We start from the raw sequence: 15,985 nt of genomic DNA on the forward strand, positions 1-15,985 counted from the left end.
TGCCGCTTGTGCTCATCTGATCATGCGGCCCGGAAGAGTGTCTGTCCAGACGGGGGCTGTGTGTCCGTCGACACGTAGGGTCATCCCCGCTGTTGGCCGCCCGGGAAGCCGCCCGTAACCTACGGTCACGTAGCTCCTGGGTACGATGGCGCGATGAACGACTCCGCGTCCCCGTCTCCGGAGCCCGCCACCGCCGTGTCCCCCTCGTCCCCCTCCGCCGCCGCCAAGCTGTCGGCGTCGGCGCACAACGCGGCACAGGTCATCAAGCCGAAGCTGCGCGGCTGGCTGCATCTGGGCATGTTCCCCGCGGTGCTGGTCTCCGGCATGTTCCTGACCGCCCTGGCCGACAGCACCCGCGGCCGGATCGCCTGCGCCGTCTACACCCTGACGGCCTGTCTGCTCTTCGGTGTCAGCGCGCTCTACCACCGCGGCGACTGGAGCCCCCGGGTCAACGCCGTGCTGCGGCGCCTCGACCACGCCAACATCTTCCTGATCATCGCGGGCACCTACACGCCGCTGACCATCCTGCTGCTGCCCGACGGCCGGCGCGACGTGCTGCTGTGGGGCATCTGGATCGCCGCGGCGCTCGGCATCGCCTTCCGCGTCTTCTGGGTCGGCGCCCCGCGCTGGCTCTACACGCCCTGCTACATCGCCATGGGCTGGGCCGCCGTCTTCTTCCTGCCCGACTTCCTGCGCACGGGCGGCATCGCCGTCCTGGTGTGCGTGGTCCTCGGCGGCGTCCTCTACAGCGCGGGCGGCGTCATCTACGGCATCAAGCGCCCCAACCCCTCACCCCGCTGGTTCGGCTTCCACGAGGTGTTCCACTCCCTCACCCTCGCCGCGTTCGCCGTCCACTATGTCGGGATCTCGCTGGTGGCCTACCAGCACGCGTAGGTCTTCGACGAAAGAGAGTGATGCGTCGTGCCGGTGATGCGCGATCTGCTCGCCCGTGACGGCGTGCCCGAGGGATACAAGATCGAGGTGTTCGACGGCACAGTGATCATGACCCCCCGGTCCCCGGAGCAGTCCCAGATCGCCCACCTGATCACGGATGCCGCCCGGGACGCCGCTCCGTTCCCGCTCGCCCAGGGGCGGGTGCTCGGAAACGTGTGGCTGAGATTTCCGGGGGAGAACGACGCGGCGCCGGACCTGTTCGTCCTCGGGCACGACGCTGAGCGGCGCGGCGACAGCTACCTCTGCGTCGATGTTCTCGCCATCGCGGACGTCGTGAGCGAACCGGACGGCAGGAAGGACTACGTCCGCAACGTCGCCAAGTACGCACGGTTCGGGATCGACCTCTACCTGATCGCCGACCCGTTCAAGCAGCTCTGCACGCTGATGACCGAGCCGCACGCGACCGGGTACGCCAAGGTGAAGGAGATCCCTTACGGGGAGCCCCTCACCTTGACGCTCAGCACCGGCGAGCGGATCGAGGTCGACACCGCGAACTTCCCCGTGCGGGACTGACCCTCACTCCACGCGCCGTACCGCCCTTCCGGCCAGGACGTCGGTGCGGTGGCCGTTCTCGATGACCGGGCGGCCCGCCACCAGGACGTGGGGGATGCCGACGGGGAGGGAGCGGGGGGCGGTGAAGGTGGAGGTGGCCGCGACCGTGCCGGGGTCGAAGACCACCAGGTCCGCCACATACCCCTCGCGGACCAGGCCCCGGTCGGGCAGCCGCAGCCGGGCGGCCGGGCGGCCGGTCAGATGGGCGACGCATTCCTCCAGGCCGAGGACGCCCAACTCGCGGACGTAGCGCCCCAGGTAGTGCGGGAACGTCCCGTAGGCGCGCGGGTGCGGTTTGGCGCCCTGGAGGATGCCGTCGCTGCCGCCCGTGTGCACCCGGTGCCGCATGATCGCCCGCACGTTCTCCTCGTGGCCGACGTGCTGGAGGATCGTCGAGCCGAGCCGGTCCGCGACCAGCAGGCGGTGTGCCGTCGTCCACGGTTCCTCGCCCCGCGCCGCCGCGGACTCGGCGACCGTCCGGCCCACGTACCCGGTCAGCTCCGGGTTGCCGACCCCGGAGATCTCGATGGTGTCCCACTCGATGGGCACCCCGTGGCAGCCGTCGGCGCCCTCGGCCTCCATCACGTGCCGGATGCGCGCGGCTGTGGCCGGGTCGGCCAGCCGGGCCAGCGTCGCCTCCGGGCCGCCCTCGTTGGCCCAGCTGGGCAGCATCGCGGCCAGCGTGGTGCAGCCGGGCGTGTAGGGGTAGGTGTCGAGGGTGAGGTCGGCGCCGTCGGCCAGTGCCGCATCCAGCAGGGCGAGCAGTTCGGGTGCCCTGCCCTTGTTGACGCCGAAGTTCATGGTGGCGTGCGCCAGGTGGAGGGCGCAGCCCGCCTCGCGGGTGAGGGCGATCATCTCGGCGTACGCCTCCAGGGCGCCGGCGCCGTAGGAGCGGTGGTGGGGGCAGTAGTAGCCGTCGTAGGCGGCCACCACCCGGCACAGCTCGGTCAGTTCCGCGTCGGGCGCGTACATGCCGGGGGTGTAGGTGAGGCCGGAGGACATGCCGACCGCGCCCTGTTCCATGCCCTCGGCGACCAGCCGTTTCATGGTGGCCAGCTCCGCCTCGGTGGCCGGGCGGTCCTCCCAGCCCATCGCGAGCATCCGGACGCTGCCCTGCGGGACCAGGTAGGCGGCGTTGACCGCCGTGCCCTGGCGGTCGATGCGGTCCAGGTAGCCGCCCACCGTGCGCCAGTCGAAGTCGATGTCGCCGCCGTCGCCGTTCCAGCCGGTGATGGCCTCCCGGACGGCGGCGAGGGTCGTCTCGTCGACGGGTGCGTACGAGAGGCCGTCCTGGCCCAGGACTTCCAGGGTCACCCCCTGGGCGGCCTTCGCCGAGTGGTCCGCATCGCGCAGGATCGCCAGGTCCGAGTGGGCGTGCATGTCGATGAAACCGGGGGCCAGCACCTGGCCGTCGGCGTCGAGGGTGCGGCGCCCGGTGGGGCGCGGGGTGCCCTCGGGGTCGATGCGGGCGATGCGGCCTTCGTGGACGGCGACGTCCGCGCGGTAGGAGGGGGCGCCCGTGCCGTCGATGACGCGGGCGTCCCGGATGACCAGGTCCATGGCGGTCCGGTGCCTTTCGATGAGGGGGCCGGCCGGCTCAGAAGAAGGTGCGGATCAGGTCGACGACCGTGCCGTTCTCATCGACCTCCGGAATGACCTGCCACTTGTCGAAGATGGTGCACGGGTGGGACATTCCGAAGCCGACCCATTCGCCGGTCCGCAGGGCGACGCCCTCGTCCACGCGGAGCCAGGCGTGCTGGTCGCTCAGGGAGGTGACGGTGATGCCCGCGGCGGAGCGCTCGGTGCCGTCCAGGCCCCGCACCGTGTGCGGCTCGGGGAGGGCGAGGTCGTGGGCGGCGTCGCGCTTGCCCGCGTTGACGAAGGCCTGCCCCGGCTCGGGCCGGGAGACGACCTGGGCCCACAGCGTGAAGGCCGCTCGCAGGCCGCCCTCGTCGGGGTGGCGGTTGAAGGGCGTCAGGTGCCGGTAGTGCCCGTCGTCGTGGGAGACGTAGGCGCCGGAGCGCAGCAGTTTCAGCGTCGGCGCGGAGAGGGCGGGCAGCGCGGCGAAGGCGTCGGCGACGGCGTCGAACCAGGCGCTGCCGCCCGCGCTCACCACGATCTCGTCGAGCCCGGCGAAGCGCCCCGCCGCGTCGAAGGCGGCGGCCAGTCCGGTGAGCCGCCCGAGCCATGACCGTACGGCCTCGAAGCCGGCGCCGGGCACCTCTCCCTCGTATCCGGCGACGCCCACCAGGCGCAGGGTGCCGGTCGCGGCGACGGCGTCCGCGACGGCGGCGCACTCGGCCTCCGTGCGGGCGCCGGTGCGCGCGCCCTCGCCCGCGCCCAGCTCGACCACGACATCGACCCGGCGGCGGGCGCCGGCCTCCCGCAGGGCCCGGTCCATGAGGGCGACGCCGTCCGGTGAGTCGGCGTAGCAGATGAAGCGGAAGCCGGGGTCGGCGTCGAGTTCGGCGGCGAGCCAGCGCAGCGCCGCCGGGTCCACCAGCTCGTTGGCCAGGAAGATCCGCGGCACCCCGAAGGCGCGGGCGACCCGTACCTGGTGGGGGACGGCCAGGGTGATGCCCCAGGCGCCGCGCTCCAGCTGGCGGGCGAAGAGCTGGGGTGCCATGGAGGTCTTGCCGTGCGGGGCGAAGGCCAGGCCGTGGCGGGCGGTGTAGTCGGCGAGGGCGGCGAGGTTGTGCTCCAGGCGCTCGGCGGAGAGGGCGAGCACGGGGGTGGTGAAGCCGCCGGTGAACAGGGAGCGGCGTTCGGCGGCCAGCTCGCCGAGGGTGGTGCCGCGGGCGGCGTCCGGCGGCAGCCCCTTGAAGCGGTGGTCGGCGGGTTCGGCGGCCAGGCGGGCGGCTGCCTGGGTGGCTGTGGGGGCTGCAGAGGCGGGGCGGGGGCCGGGGGCTGCCATGCGGGACTCCCTGAGGGATACCGGAAACTCATCGTTGCAGGATGTGCAACGACCATTGCGTATAACGCTTAAGGCTGTCTAGCATCCCGCGAACGACCGGTCAATGGAGCCGGACCAGCCGGCAGCGAGGAGCAGGACCCACCGTGACCACCACCTCCGCGATCGACGTCGTCTGCCTGGGCGAGTCCATGGTCACGTTCCTGCCCTCCCGTCCCGGCCCGCTCGCCGACGTGCCCTCGTTCGCGCGCGCCATCGGCGGGGCCGAGTCCAACGTCGCCTGCGCCCTGGCGCGGGCCGGGTTCCGCACCCGCTGGGTGAGCCGGGTGGGCGCCGACGGCTTCGGCGACCACCTGGTCCGCGCGATCGCCGCCCACGGCGTGGACACCTCCGCCGTCGAACGCGACCTGGAGCGGCCGACCGGCATCTACTTCCGCACGGACGGCGAACGCCCCACCGGCCCCGCACCGGGGCGGGGGAGCGGCCCCGAAGGAGGGCCGGCGAGGGATCCGGAGGCGTCCGCCGCGCTGTCGGAGGTGCTCTACTACCGCGCCGGATCGGCCGCCTCCGCCATGTCACCGGCCACCGTGCCGCCCGAAGCGCTGCGCGCCGGCCGGGTGCTGCACCTGACCGGCATCACCGCCGCCCTCTCCGCCGGCTGCCTGGCCCTGCTGCGCGCCCTCACCTCCGGTCGGCCCGGCCCGGACGGTGCGGCCGCGCCCTGGGACGGGGGCCCCGCTCCGCTCGTCTCCTTCGACGTCAACTACCGCGCGGGCCTGTGGCGTACGGCGCCGGAGCCGGGCGCCGAGGTGCTGCGCGAACTGGCCCGCCACAGCGATCTCGTCTTCGTCGGCGAGGACGAGGCCGCTGCCGCGTGGGGCGTCACCGGCGGGCCGGCGGCGGTACGGGACGCCCTGCCCGAGCCCGCCGTCCTCGTCGTCAAGCAGGGGAGCGCCGGGGCGACCGCCTTCGTGGCTGACGGTCCCGCCGTGTTCGCGCCCGCGCTGGAGGTGGACGTCGTCTCCCCGGTCGGCGCCGGTGACGCCTTCGCCGCCGGCTTCCTCGCCGGCACCCTGCGCGGGCTGCCGGTGCGCGAACGGCTGCGGCACGGCCACGTGATGGCGGCCGCGGCCCTCACCGACGCCGGCGACCTCGCGGCGCCGCCCCCAGGCCACGTCGCGGACCGGCTGGCCGGTCTCGACGACGACGCGTGGGGGAGACTGCGGCTGGGCCCCGGCTGGACGACGGCACGGGCGCCCGAAGCCGCGGACGCCGGACGGACCGGCGGGGAAGAGCCGGAGGTGCCATCCGTATGAGCCAGACCGTCGATCGGGCCCTGAGCATCCTGCCGCTGCTGGCCGAGGGGCCCGCCAACCTGGACCAGGTCGCCGCCCGCCTCCAGGTGCACAAGTCGACCGCGCTGCGGCTGCTGCGCACCCTGCACGAGCACGGCCTCGTCTACCGCCAGCCCGACCAGCGCTACCGGCTCGGCGCCCGGCTGTTCGCGCTGGCCCAGGAGGCCGTGGAGAACCTCGACATCCGCGAGATCGCCCACCCCCACCTGGCCGAACTCAACGCCGCCTGCGGCCACACCGTCCACCTCGCCGTCTACGAGAAGTACACCGAGGACCAGGTCCTCTACATCGACAAGGTCGAGAGCCGCTACCCGGTGCGGATGTACTCGCGCATCGGCAAGCCCGTGGCGATCACCGTCGCCGCCGTGGCCAAAGTGCTGCTGGCCGACCTGCCCGAGCCCGAGCGGCGCGCCGTCGCCGAGCGGCTCGACTACCCCAGGTACACGCCCCGTTCGACACCGGACGCCACCGCGTTCCTCGCGGAACTCGCCACGGTGCGCGAACAGGGCTGGGCCACCGACCTGGGTGGCCACGAGGAGTCCATCAACTGCGTCGGAGCGCCCATCCGGGGCGCCGAGGGGCGGGTGGTGGCGGCCATGTCGGTCTCCGCGCCGAACGTCGTCGTCTCCGCCGACGAACTCCTCTCCCTGCTGCCCCGCGTACGCCGGACCGCCGAGGCCATCAGCGCCGAGTACGCGGGGCGTTCCACCCGGCACCATCCACCGCGACCCGAGAGAGCAGCACCATGAGCGACAAGCTGTCCAAGACCGCCCTGACCCCCGCCACCCACACCACGCCGCCCGCGAAGTTCTCCCACGGCGTGCGCAAGGGCAACATCCTCCAGGTCGCCGGACAGGTCGGGTTCGCCCCGGCCGTCGAGGGGCAGGCCCCCACCCCCGTCGGCCCCGGCCTGCGCGAGCAGACCCTGCAGACCCTCGCCAACGTGGAGGCGGTCCTCAAGGAGGGCGGCGCCGGCTGGGAGGACGCCATGATGCTGCGGGTGTACCTGACGGACACCGCGCACTTCGCGGAGTTCAACGAGATCTACAACGAGTACTTCGCCTCCCTCCAGGAGGCCCCGGCCGCGCGTACGACGGTGTACGTGGGCCTGCCGGCCGGCCTGCTGGTCGAGATCGACGCCCTCGCCGTCCTCGGCTGAGCGACTCTCCCCCGCTCCTCCCCGCGGCCGGGCCCGGGGAGGGGCGGGGCTCCTCTCAGCACCGAACAACGGAGTTCCCATGCTGGTTGCCGCCGCCGAGAAGACCCCGCCCCACACGGGCGGGCTGCTCGCGCTCATACCCGGGACCGGGGGCCTGCTCACCGTCGCCGCCCTCGGTATCGCCCTGCTGCTCGTCCTCATCATCAGGGTCCGCCTCCAGCCGTTCGTCGCGCTGCTCGCCGTCTCCATCGCGGTCGGGCTGGGCGCGGGCCTGTCCGTCACCGAACTCTTCGGCACCGTCCAGAAGTCCGACGCCGTCTCGATGATCGAGTCGGGTATGGGCGGCATCCTCGGGCACGTCGCGATCATCATCGGCCTGGGCACCATGCTCGGTGCGATCCTGGAGGTCAGCGGTGGCGCCGAGGCCCTCTCGGCGCGGCTGATGGGCCTCTTCGGCGAGCAGCGCGCCCCGCTCGCCATGGGGCTGACCGGCCTGCTCTTCGGCATCCCCGTCTTCTTCGACGTCGGCATCTTCGTGCTGGCGCCCATCGTCTACGCGGCGGCGAAGAAGAGCGGCAAGTCGGTGCTGCTGTACTGCATGCCGCTGCTGGCCGGACTGTCGATGACCCACGCGTTCCTTCCCCCGCACCCGGGCCCGGTGGCCGCCGCCGGGCTGCTCCACGTCGATCTGGGCTGGATCATCCTGATGGGCGTCGTCTGCGGCCTCCCGGCGGTGGCCGCCGCGTGGGCGTACGCGGCGTGGATCGGCAAGCGCGTCTTCGTCGAGGTCCCGCAGGACATGGTGGAGGCCGCCGAGGAGGCCAGGCGCGCCGTCGTGGAGGAGAAGCGGGCGCTGGGCACCGAGGAGCGCCAGGGGCCGGTGCCGGTGGGCACGGTCCTCGTCATCATCGGCACGCCGCTGGTACTGATCCTGGCGGCCACGTTCTCCTCCATCGCGCTCGATCCCTCGACGGGCCGCTCCGTCATCGAGTTCATCGGCCACCCGTTCGTCGCGCTGACCGTGGCACTGCTGCTGGCGTACTGGCTGCTGGGGCTGCGGCGGGGCTGGAGCCGCAGGTCGCTGGAGACGGTCTCGACGGCCTCGCTCAAGCCGGTCGGCAACCTCCTGCTGGTGGTCGGCGCCGGCGGCGTCTTCGGCGCGGTCCTGCAGGGTTCGGGGGTCGCGCAGGCGCTGGCCGACGTGTTCGGGGACGCCGGACTGCCCGTCATCGTCCTCGCCTACCTGATCTCGCTGGTGCTGCGGGTGGCGCAGGGGTCGGCGACCGTGGCCATCGTCACCACCACCGGCATCGTGGCGCCGCTGCTGGCGCGGAGCGATCCCTCGCAGCCGCACCTCGCGCTGGTCATCATGGCCATCTCGGCCGGCTCCATCTTCGCCTCGCATGTGAACGACGGCGGATTCTGGATGGTCTCGAAGTACTTCGGCATCTCGGAGCGGGACACCCTCAAGTCGTGGACGGTGCTCGAATCCGTGCTCTCCGTGGCCGGGTTCGCGGTGGCCGGGCTGGTGAGTCTGTTCGTCTGAGGGTGCCGTGCCGCGCCGCACCGCGCCGGCCCCGACCCTCCCTGCCCCCGCTCCCACCTCCTGAGTTCCTCCGCATAGCGGACGTCCCCGGAACCGCATCCAGCCGATTCCGGGGGCGCTCTTGTGGTGGGCCCCGACTGGCCCAAGAATGCACGGCGTCAGCCGAACGATCCTTCGGTATTCGAGAGAGGACTCCCCACCATGCACAGACCTCTCGCCAGTTTCCTCACCGCGGCCCTGCTGGGTGCCGCCGCGCTCACCGGCGTCTCGGCGGCCCCCGCGGCGGCGGGTGAGGGCCCGGACCGCGCGAAGGCCCCGGCAGTCAAGGCCACCCCGTCCTTCGAGGGCACCGTCGCACTGAGCAACTGCTCCGGTTCCGTCGTCAAGATGCCCACCTCCAAGCCGACCGACCCCGCGCTGGTGCTCTCCAACGGGCACTGCCTGGAGACGGGGATGCCGCAGCCCGGACAGGTCGTCAAGGACCAGCCCTCCAGCCGCTCCTTCACCCTGCTGCGGGCCAACGGCAGCAACGCGGGAACGGTCCGCGCCACCAAGGTCGCCTACGCGACGATGACGGATACGGACGTCTCGCTCTACCAGGTGGGCACCACCTACCAGGACATCGAGTCGCGGTACGGCGTCAGGGCGCTGTCCGTGGACGCCGCCCACCCCGCCCAGGGCCGTGCCATCACCGTGGTCTCCGGCTACTGGAAGGAGAAGTACGGCTGCGCCATCGACGGCTTCGCCTACCGGCTCAAGGAAGCGGGCTGGACGATGAAGGACTCGATCCGCTACACCTCCGCCTGCCGCACCAAGGGCGGCACCTCCGGCTCGCCCGTCATCGACAACGCGACCGGCAAGGTCGTCGGCGTCAACAACACGCTCAACGAGGACGGCGCCCGCTGCACGCTCAACAACCCGTGCGAGGCGGACCAGAACGGCCAGGTCACGGTCCGCCCGGGGATCGGCTACGGCCAGCAGACCTACATCATCGCGCCGTGCGTGGGCGAGGGGAACAAGATCGACCTTGCCCGAGCGGGCTGCACGCTCCCCAAGCCATGACGGCCGTCTGTCCGCACAGAGAATGAGGAGTACATGAGAAAGCCCCTCGTCGGCTCGGCAGCGGCGGCGCTCTTCGGCGCCGCCGCGCTGGTGGGCATAGCCACCGCCCCCGCCGTCGCCACCAGCCCCGCCGGCTCCGCCACCACCGCCGCGCCCGCGAAGGGCGCCGCGTCCGCCACGCCCTCCTTCGAGGGCACCGTCGCGCTGAGCAACTGCTCCGGCTCCCTCGTCAAGCTGAAGCACTCCAGGGACACCGACCCGGCGCTCGTCCTCTCCAACGGGCACTGCCTCCAGGAGGGCATGCCCGGCGCCGGGGAGGTCGTCGTCGGCAAGAAGACCAGCCGCGACTTCACGCTGCTGAACGCCGACGGCAGCGACGCCGGGAAGGTCCACTCCGACAAGATCGCCTACGCGACGATGACGGACACCGACATCTCCCTGTACGAGACGACCTCCACGTACAGGGAGATCAGGAAGAAGTACGGCATCGACGCGCTGCGGCTGGATGCCAGGCATCCGCGCCAGGGCCGGGAGATCACCGTGGTCTCCGGCTACTGGAAGGAGACGTTCGGCTGCGCGATCGACGGTTTCGCCCACCGTCTCAAGGAGGCCGACTGGACCTGGAAGGACTCCATCCGCTACACGATGGACTGCCAGACCAAGGGCGGCACCTCCGGCTCCCCGGTGATCGACAACGCGACCGGCAAGGTCGTCGGCGTCAACAACACCCACAACGAGGACGGGGAGCGCTGCACGCTCAACAACCCGTGCGAGGTGGACGAGGACGGGAACGTCTCCGTCCGCCACCTGAACGCGTACGGGCAGCAGACCTACCTGATCACGCCCTGCTTCGGCCGGGGCAACCAGCTCGCCCTGGACGCCCGCGGCTGCGTCCTGCCGGAGCCCAAGGGGTAGCCCGGCGGCACCAGTGGCGCACGCCCCGGGTCCGTGCGGACCCGGGGCGTGCGTGCGGCGGGGCGCCGCCGCCGGACGGCGGCGGCGTGGCCGTCACATGCCGTGCACGTGGGGCCCGACAGTGCCGGACCACTTGTTGCCCGCCGCCGCGTCCCAGGCGGTGGACCAGGTCATCGCGCCGCGGATGCCGGGCCACTTCTGGTCGGGCTGGAAGCTGCCGCACCCGGTGCCCTTGGCCAGGCAGTCGAGGGCGGAGTTGACCACGCCCGGATCGACGTAGCCGGAGCCGGCCGCCTGCGGGGAGGCGGGGGTGCCGATGCCGACCTGCGAGGGGTCGAGCCCGCCCTTGATCTGGACACAGGCCAGCGCGGTGAGGAAGTCGACGGTTCCGGCGGAGTAGACCTTTCCGTCGCAGCCGTTCATCGAACCGCTGTTGTAGTACTGCATGTTGACGACGGTCAGAAAGCTCTTGATGTTGAGCGCCGTCTTGAAGTACTCGTTCTGCGGCGACTGCATGTCTACCGTCTGCGGGGCCATCGTGACGACCACCTCGCTCTTGGCGGCGTGGATCGCCTCGAGGGCCTTGGTCATATAGGTCGAGTCGAGGCCGTTCTCCAGGTCGATGTCGACGCCGTCGAAGCCGTACTGGTCCATGAGCGAGACGACGCTGTCGGCGAAGGCGGTGGCGGAGGCGTCGTCGTGCACCGAGACGGCGCCCTTCTCGCCGCCGACGGAGAGGACGACCGACTTTCCCTCCGCCTGCTTGGCGGCCACGTCGGCCTTGAACTGCTGCTCGGAGTAGCCGAGTGCCGGGTCGAGGGTGAAGTCGACCTTGCCCGGCGTGCCCGTCGCGTCGGCGAAGGCGACGGCGATGATGTCGTACTCGTCCTGGACCTCGGCGAGGGTCTGGACGGTCGCGCCGTTGTCGAAGTTCTGCCAGTAGCCGGTGACCGCGTGCGCGGGGACCTGGGAGGCGCCGACGCGGGGCCCGGGGCCCGCGGCGGGGGAGCCGGCGTGCGCGCCGGCCGGGCCGAGGGCGAGCAGGCCGGTGGCGGCCAGCGCGGAAGCGAGCAGTCCGACGAGCGAGCGCGGGAACGGGTGACGTCTGGTACGTGGCACAACTGCCTCCGGTGTGGGGGGAAATGAGGAGGGTGGTGCGTGTGTGCCGTCCAACCTGGTCCAGACCATTAGGCTTGTCAAGAGTCCGGCACCGCACCCGTCCGGTACGGCCGCGCCCGACCCCTTGTGCTGATCGTCCGCAGCGGGTTACATGCGCCTGCGGCCTGCGCGGTCGCCCACCCTCGCAGTTCCCCGTACGGCGGAGGCAGACGGCATGGCAGGCCAGGACACCACGTCACCGGCGCCCGGCGGCGGTGCCGCGCACCCGGTGCGCAAGCCCAGTTGGAAGATGGTCGGCCCCGGCATGGTCGTCGCGGCGACCGGTGTCGGCGCCGGGGACCTGGTGGCCACGCTGATCGCGGGCAGCAAGTTCGGCTACACGCTGCTGTGGGCCGCCGTCCTCGGCTGCGTCGTCAAGATCGCGCTCGCCGAGGCGACCGGCCGCTGGCACCTGGCCACCGGACGCACCATCTTCGACGGCTGGCGCAGCCTCGGGCCGTGGACCACCGTCTACTTCGCGGTGTACGTCGTCCTGTGGGGCTTCGTGTACGGCGCGACCGCCATGTCCTCCAGCGCGCTGCCGCTGGCGGCGCTCTTCCCCGACGTCATGCCGCTCAAGGCGTGGGCCATCCTCACCGGGCTGCTGGGCCTGGTGTTCGTGTGGACCAACCGCTACGCCGTCGTCGAGAAGATCATGATGGTCTTCGTCGGCGTGATGTTCCTGGTCGTCGTCTACGTGGCCATCCGCGTCGCCCCCGACCTGCCGCGGGCCCTGGCCGGCCTGCTGCCGGTGCTGCCGTCCGGCTCCATCGTCTACACGCTCGGCCTCGTCGGCGGCGTCGGCGGCACCATCACCATGGCGGCGTACGGCTACTGGATCAACGCCAAGGGCTGGACCGACAGCGGCTGGATGAAGATGATGCGGCTCGACAACCGCGTCGCCTACCTGACCACCGGCGTCTTCGTCATCGCCATGCTGATCGTCGGCGCCGAACTGCTGCACGCCTCCCAGGTCGCCCTCGCCTCCGGCGACAAGGGGCTGCTGGAACTGGACCGGATCCTGGGGGACCGCTTCGGCGGCTTCACCGCGAAACTCTTCCTCGTCGGCTTCTTCGCCGCCTCCTACTCCTCGCTGGTCGGCGTCTGGCACGGCGTCAGCCTGATGTTCGCGGACTTCGTCGAGCGGATGAGGGCCGCGCGCGGACTGGACGCCGACGCCGGTGTGGCGCCCCTCGCGCGCGGCGAACAGGAGCGCTCCTGGCCCTTCCGGGCCTACCTGCTGTGGCTGACCTTCCCCCCGATGACGCTGCTGTGGCTGGACGAGCCCTTCGGCCTCGTCATCGCCTACGGCGTTCTCGGCGCCTTCTTCATGCCCTTCCTCGCCGTCACCCTGCTGTGGCTCCTCAACAGCTCCCGCACACCCGCCGAGTGGCGCAACCGCGGGCTGAGCAACGTCCTCCTGGGCGCCTCGGCGCTGCTGTTCCTGGTGCTGTGCGTACAGGAGCTGCGCGAGCTGCCCTGGTGACGCCCGCGCCCCCGCCGCACCCCGCGGCCCCGCCCGGCGCGCGCCGCACCGGGCGGGGCACGAGGGGATTGGGAGGGCGGTGGGGGCGGGTAGTGCTCTGATCCGGTGGCCGTCGCGCGGCCGGCGCCCCGATCCGGTACGGGTTACGGGGAACGGTTCACCGGCCGCGAAGCGGTGGCTAGTGTGGGACGCGGGGTCGGGACCCGGGGGAGGCGGATGTGTCGTTGGCGTTAGCGGTCACCAGCCCGGATCACCTGCTCCCGTCCTCCGACGGGCACACACCCCGCGCCCATGTGCTCTCCCCGCCCGGCGCGCAGTCGCTTCAGGCGGCGCTCGTCGAGACCTACGCGCTGCTGGAACAGCACGGCTACCTGGTCACCGTCTACCCCGAGACCCTCCCCACCGCTTTCCTGCACCGGCTGCACACCGTCCGCGCCCTGCTGGAGACCCCCCGCGTCGCGCTGCTGCCCGTCCGGCTCCCGCCGCTGGCCTGCGCGGTGCTGGTGCGGCAGTTGCGGCAGCTGTCGCTGTGCGGCTTCTCCCCGGGCGTCCTGGGCGCGGCCGTACGGCTGCTGGCGCACTACCTGTACGCGGGAGCCGTCCTCGGTTCCGTGGCCGGGCTGGACCGGGTGCCCGTCTCCGTCGGCGCCCACGCCCGCTCCCTGCTGCCCGGTGCCAGGTTCGCCGTACTGGCCGCGCCCACACCCGAACTGGTGCGGCTCGGCGAGCAGGACGCCGGAGCGGGGCTCACCGGGCCGAAGTTCGCCACCCGGCTGACCGTCGCGCACGGCCGGCCCGCCTCCGACTGGGCCACCCGCGTCCTCCCGGCGCTGTGGCGGACCGGCCGGGCGGAGGAGGTGCCGCTGCCCGCCGACTCGGCCTCCTGGTGGGGCACCGGGAAGCTGACCGAGTTCGTGGCCGCCATCCCCGAGGTCTCCGTGCTCCGGCAACTCGTCGCCTCGGTGCGGCGCGAGGTCTGCCACGGCTGCGGGCTCGAACTCATCGGTGACCGCTGCGCGTTCTGCGCCACGCCCCTGCCGCCGGCGCGCTCACCCTCCTCGCCCCCGCCCGCCGCCCCGCGCGGTGAGCGCGCCGGCCACCCCGCGGACGACCGCCCCGCCGTCGCCGACCCCCGAGGTATCCGCCGATGAACTCCCGCCAGCGCCGCGGCGTCCTCCTGCTGGTCCTCTCGCTGGTGTGCGCCCTCGCGGCCTTCGCCGGTGTGGTGGCCGTCGTCCGGAACGTGGAGGCCAAGGTCGGCGACGAGGTGACGGCCTACAAGCTCAAGCACGACGTGCCCGCCTACACCGCGCTGGACTCCTCGCAGCTGACGCGGACGACCATGCCGCGCCGCTGGCTGCCCGCGACCGCGGTGACCGATCCGGCGGACATCCGCAGCAAGATCGCGGTCAATCCGCTCAAGAAGGGCTCGCTGCTCCAGTCCGACATGATGGCGAAGCGGCCCGAACTGGGCGAGGGCGAACAGGAGATCGCCATCCTGATCGACGCCGGGACCGGCGTCGCCGGAAAGATCAACCCGGGCAACCGCGTCAACATCTACGCCACCTTCGAGGGCGACCAGCGGCCCGGCGAGCGGCGCGGCAACGGCGGCCGGGACGAGCGGGCGGGCACACCGTCCCAGTCCAGGCTCCTGGTCAGCCGCGCCAAGGTGATCGACGTCGGCAGGCTCACCCCCCTCGACGACGACGGCGACCGCGACGAGCGCACCCGGCAGCGCGAACGCGACGGCGTACCCATCACCTTCGCGCTCACCACCGAGGACGCCCAGCGCGTCGCCTACGCCGAGTCGTTCGCCGAACACGTCCGGCTCGCCCTCGTCGCGCCGGGGGACGAGGAGGCGGTCCCCGAGGAGGACCGCATCTACACCCTCCCCCAGGACAAGTGAGGTCTTGATGGTCACCCGCATCCAGCCGGCCGTCAGCGACCCGGACGCCGCCCGCTCCCTCGCCACCCTGCTCAGCCAGTTGCCCGAGGCCGAGCCCGTGCCGCCCGCCGTGGACTCCACCCAGCTGCTGGAGGGCCTCTCCCGGCAGGCCGAGGAGTCCCCGGAGGATCTGCCCGAGGTCATCCTCGTCCACGAACTGATCGGCCCCCTCTCCGCGCTGGAGCTGATCGGCCAGGTGGCGCTCCGGTTCCCCGCCGTCGGCGTCGTCCTCGCCACCCGGGACACCAGCCCCCGGCTGTACTCGGCGGCCATGGACGCCGGGGCGCGCGGTGTGGTGGCGCTGCCGCTGGCCTACGACGAACTGGAGGCACGGGTGGCGGCGGCGGCCACCTGGGCCCGCGGGGTGCGCCGCCACCTGGGCGCCGGACACGGTGGCGAGGGCACCGGCGCGCGCGGCCCCGGCGGACCGGGCGGCACCGTCGTCACCGTCACGGGCGCCAAGGGCGGGGTGGGCACCACCCTCGCCGCCGTCCAGCTCGCCCTGGCGGCCAGGGCGGCCGGGCGGGAGGTGGCCCTGGTGGACCTCGACCTGCAGTCCGGCGACGTCGCCTCCTGCCTGGACGTGCGCTTCCGCCGGTCCGTCGCGGACCTTGCGGGCATCAAGGACCTGACGCCCCGGGTGCTCCAGGACGCGGTCTACGTGCACGAGACCGGGCTCGGCCTGCTGCTGGCGCCGGGCGAGGGCGAACGCGGCGAGGACGTGGACGAGCGCGCCGCCCGCCAGCTGCTCGCCGCGCTCCGGTCCCACTACGAGGTCGTCGTCCTGGACTGCGGCACCCATATGCACGCCGCCAACGCCGCCGCGGTCGAGGCGGCCGACCTGGCGCTGCTGCTGACCACGCCCGACGTGCCGGCCGTGCGCGGGGCGACCCGCATGGTGCGGCTGTGGGACCGGCTCCAGATCCGCAAGGCGGAGGAGAC

Annotated in this window: 15 protein-coding genes; 12 read left to right on the forward strand and 3 right to left on the reverse strand. The window is 72.5% G+C overall.

Features of this window, described 5'->3' with window-relative positions:
- Window positions 1-153: 153 nt before the first annotated feature.
- Window positions 154-894, forward strand: coding sequence for a PAQR family membrane homeostasis protein TrhA (gene trhA, locus FM076_RS21340; protein ID WP_173872584.1), 741 nt, complete (start codon window positions 154-156; stop codon window positions 892-894).
- 36 nt (window positions 895-930) lie between these two features.
- Window positions 931-1,467: a Uma2 family endonuclease gene (locus tag FM076_RS21345; RefSeq protein ID WP_173874905.1), complete on the forward strand. Its 537-nt coding sequence runs from the start codon at window positions 931-933 to the stop codon at window positions 1,465-1,467.
- Between the two features lie 3 nt (window positions 1,468-1,470).
- Here the strand turns inward: FM076_RS21345 and FM076_RS21350 are convergent, their stop codons facing one another.
- Window positions 1,471-3,066 carry an N-acyl-D-amino-acid deacylase family protein gene (locus FM076_RS21350; protein ID WP_173872586.1) on the reverse strand — a complete coding sequence of 532 codons (1,596 nt, stop codon included), beginning with the start codon at window positions 3,064-3,066 and terminating at the stop codon, window positions 1,471-1,473.
- Between the two features lie 37 nt (window positions 3,067-3,103).
- Complete coding sequence (locus FM076_RS21355) at window positions 3,104-4,420, reverse strand: amino acid deaminase (RefSeq protein WP_173872587.1); 1,317 nt, start codon at window positions 4,418-4,420, stop codon at window positions 3,104-3,106.
- A 143-nt stretch (window positions 4,421-4,563) separates the two neighbouring features.
- Between FM076_RS21355 and FM076_RS21360 the strand changes: the two genes are divergently transcribed.
- The 6 genes from FM076_RS21360 (at window position 4,564) to FM076_RS21385 (ending at window position 10,454) form a co-directional block, all read left to right on the forward strand.
- A complete protein-coding gene (locus FM076_RS21360) occupies window positions 4,564-5,733 on the forward strand; it encodes a PfkB family carbohydrate kinase (RefSeq protein ID WP_173872588.1) in 1,170 nt (389 codons plus the stop codon).
- On the forward strand, window positions 5,730-6,521 hold the full coding sequence (locus FM076_RS21365) for an IclR family transcriptional regulator (protein ID WP_173872589.1): 792 nt from the start codon (window positions 5,730-5,732) through the stop codon (window positions 6,519-6,521). Before FM076_RS21360 ends, FM076_RS21365 begins: the two co-directional genes overlap by 4 nt.
- Window positions 6,518-6,931, forward strand: coding sequence for a RidA family protein (locus FM076_RS21370; protein WP_173872590.1), 414 nt, complete (start codon window positions 6,518-6,520; stop codon window positions 6,929-6,931). Before FM076_RS21365 ends, FM076_RS21370 begins: the two co-directional genes overlap by 4 nt.
- A 79-nt stretch (window positions 6,932-7,010) precedes the next feature.
- Complete coding sequence (locus tag FM076_RS21375; RefSeq protein WP_173872591.1) at window positions 7,011-8,477, forward strand: GntP family permease; 1,467 nt, start codon at window positions 7,011-7,013, stop codon at window positions 8,475-8,477.
- A 201-nt stretch (window positions 8,478-8,678) separates the two neighbouring features.
- Window positions 8,679-9,539: a S1 family peptidase gene (locus FM076_RS21380; protein WP_173872592.1), complete on the forward strand. Its 861-nt coding sequence runs from the start codon at window positions 8,679-8,681 to the stop codon at window positions 9,537-9,539.
- A 33-nt stretch (window positions 9,540-9,572) separates the two neighbouring features.
- Window positions 9,573-10,454, forward strand: a complete 882-nt coding sequence (locus tag FM076_RS21385; RefSeq protein ID WP_173872593.1) for a S1 family peptidase — start codon at window positions 9,573-9,575, stop codon at window positions 10,452-10,454.
- 93 nt (window positions 10,455-10,547) lie between these two features.
- Here the strand turns inward: FM076_RS21385 and FM076_RS21390 are convergent, their stop codons facing one another.
- Window positions 10,548-11,573, reverse strand: a complete 1,026-nt coding sequence (locus FM076_RS21390; protein ID WP_345945146.1) for a chitinase — start codon at window positions 11,571-11,573, stop codon at window positions 10,548-10,550.
- Window positions 11,574-11,787: 214 nt separating this feature from the next.
- Here FM076_RS21390 and FM076_RS21395 point away from each other — a divergent pair, with 214 nt between their 5' ends.
- The 4 genes from FM076_RS21395 to FM076_RS21410 all read left to right on the forward strand — a co-directional run.
- Window positions 11,788-13,098 carry an Nramp family divalent metal transporter gene (locus tag FM076_RS21395; RefSeq protein ID WP_173872595.1) on the forward strand — a complete coding sequence of 437 codons (1,311 nt, stop codon included), beginning with the start codon at window positions 11,788-11,790 and terminating at the stop codon, window positions 13,096-13,098.
- Window positions 13,099-13,316: 218 nt separating this feature from the next.
- Window positions 13,317-14,249: a hypothetical protein gene (locus FM076_RS21400; RefSeq protein WP_173872596.1), complete on the forward strand. Its 933-nt coding sequence runs from the start codon at window positions 13,317-13,319 to the stop codon at window positions 14,247-14,249.
- Window positions 14,246-15,004: a Flp pilus assembly protein CpaB gene (gene cpaB, locus FM076_RS21405; RefSeq protein ID WP_173872597.1), complete on the forward strand. Its 759-nt coding sequence runs from the start codon at window positions 14,246-14,248 to the stop codon at window positions 15,002-15,004. The genes FM076_RS21400 and cpaB overlap by 4 nt, the downstream gene beginning before the upstream one ends.
- 7 nt (window positions 15,005-15,011) lie before the next feature.
- On the forward strand, window positions 15,012-15,985 hold a 974-nt coding region (locus FM076_RS21410), incomplete at its 3' end, for an AAA family ATPase (protein WP_173874906.1).

Origin of the sequence: Streptomyces albus subsp. chlorinus (assembly GCF_013302895.1) — a bacterium.
GTDB classification, from domain to species: Bacteria; Actinomycetota; Actinomycetes; order Streptomycetales; family Streptomycetaceae; genus Streptomyces; species Streptomyces chlorinus.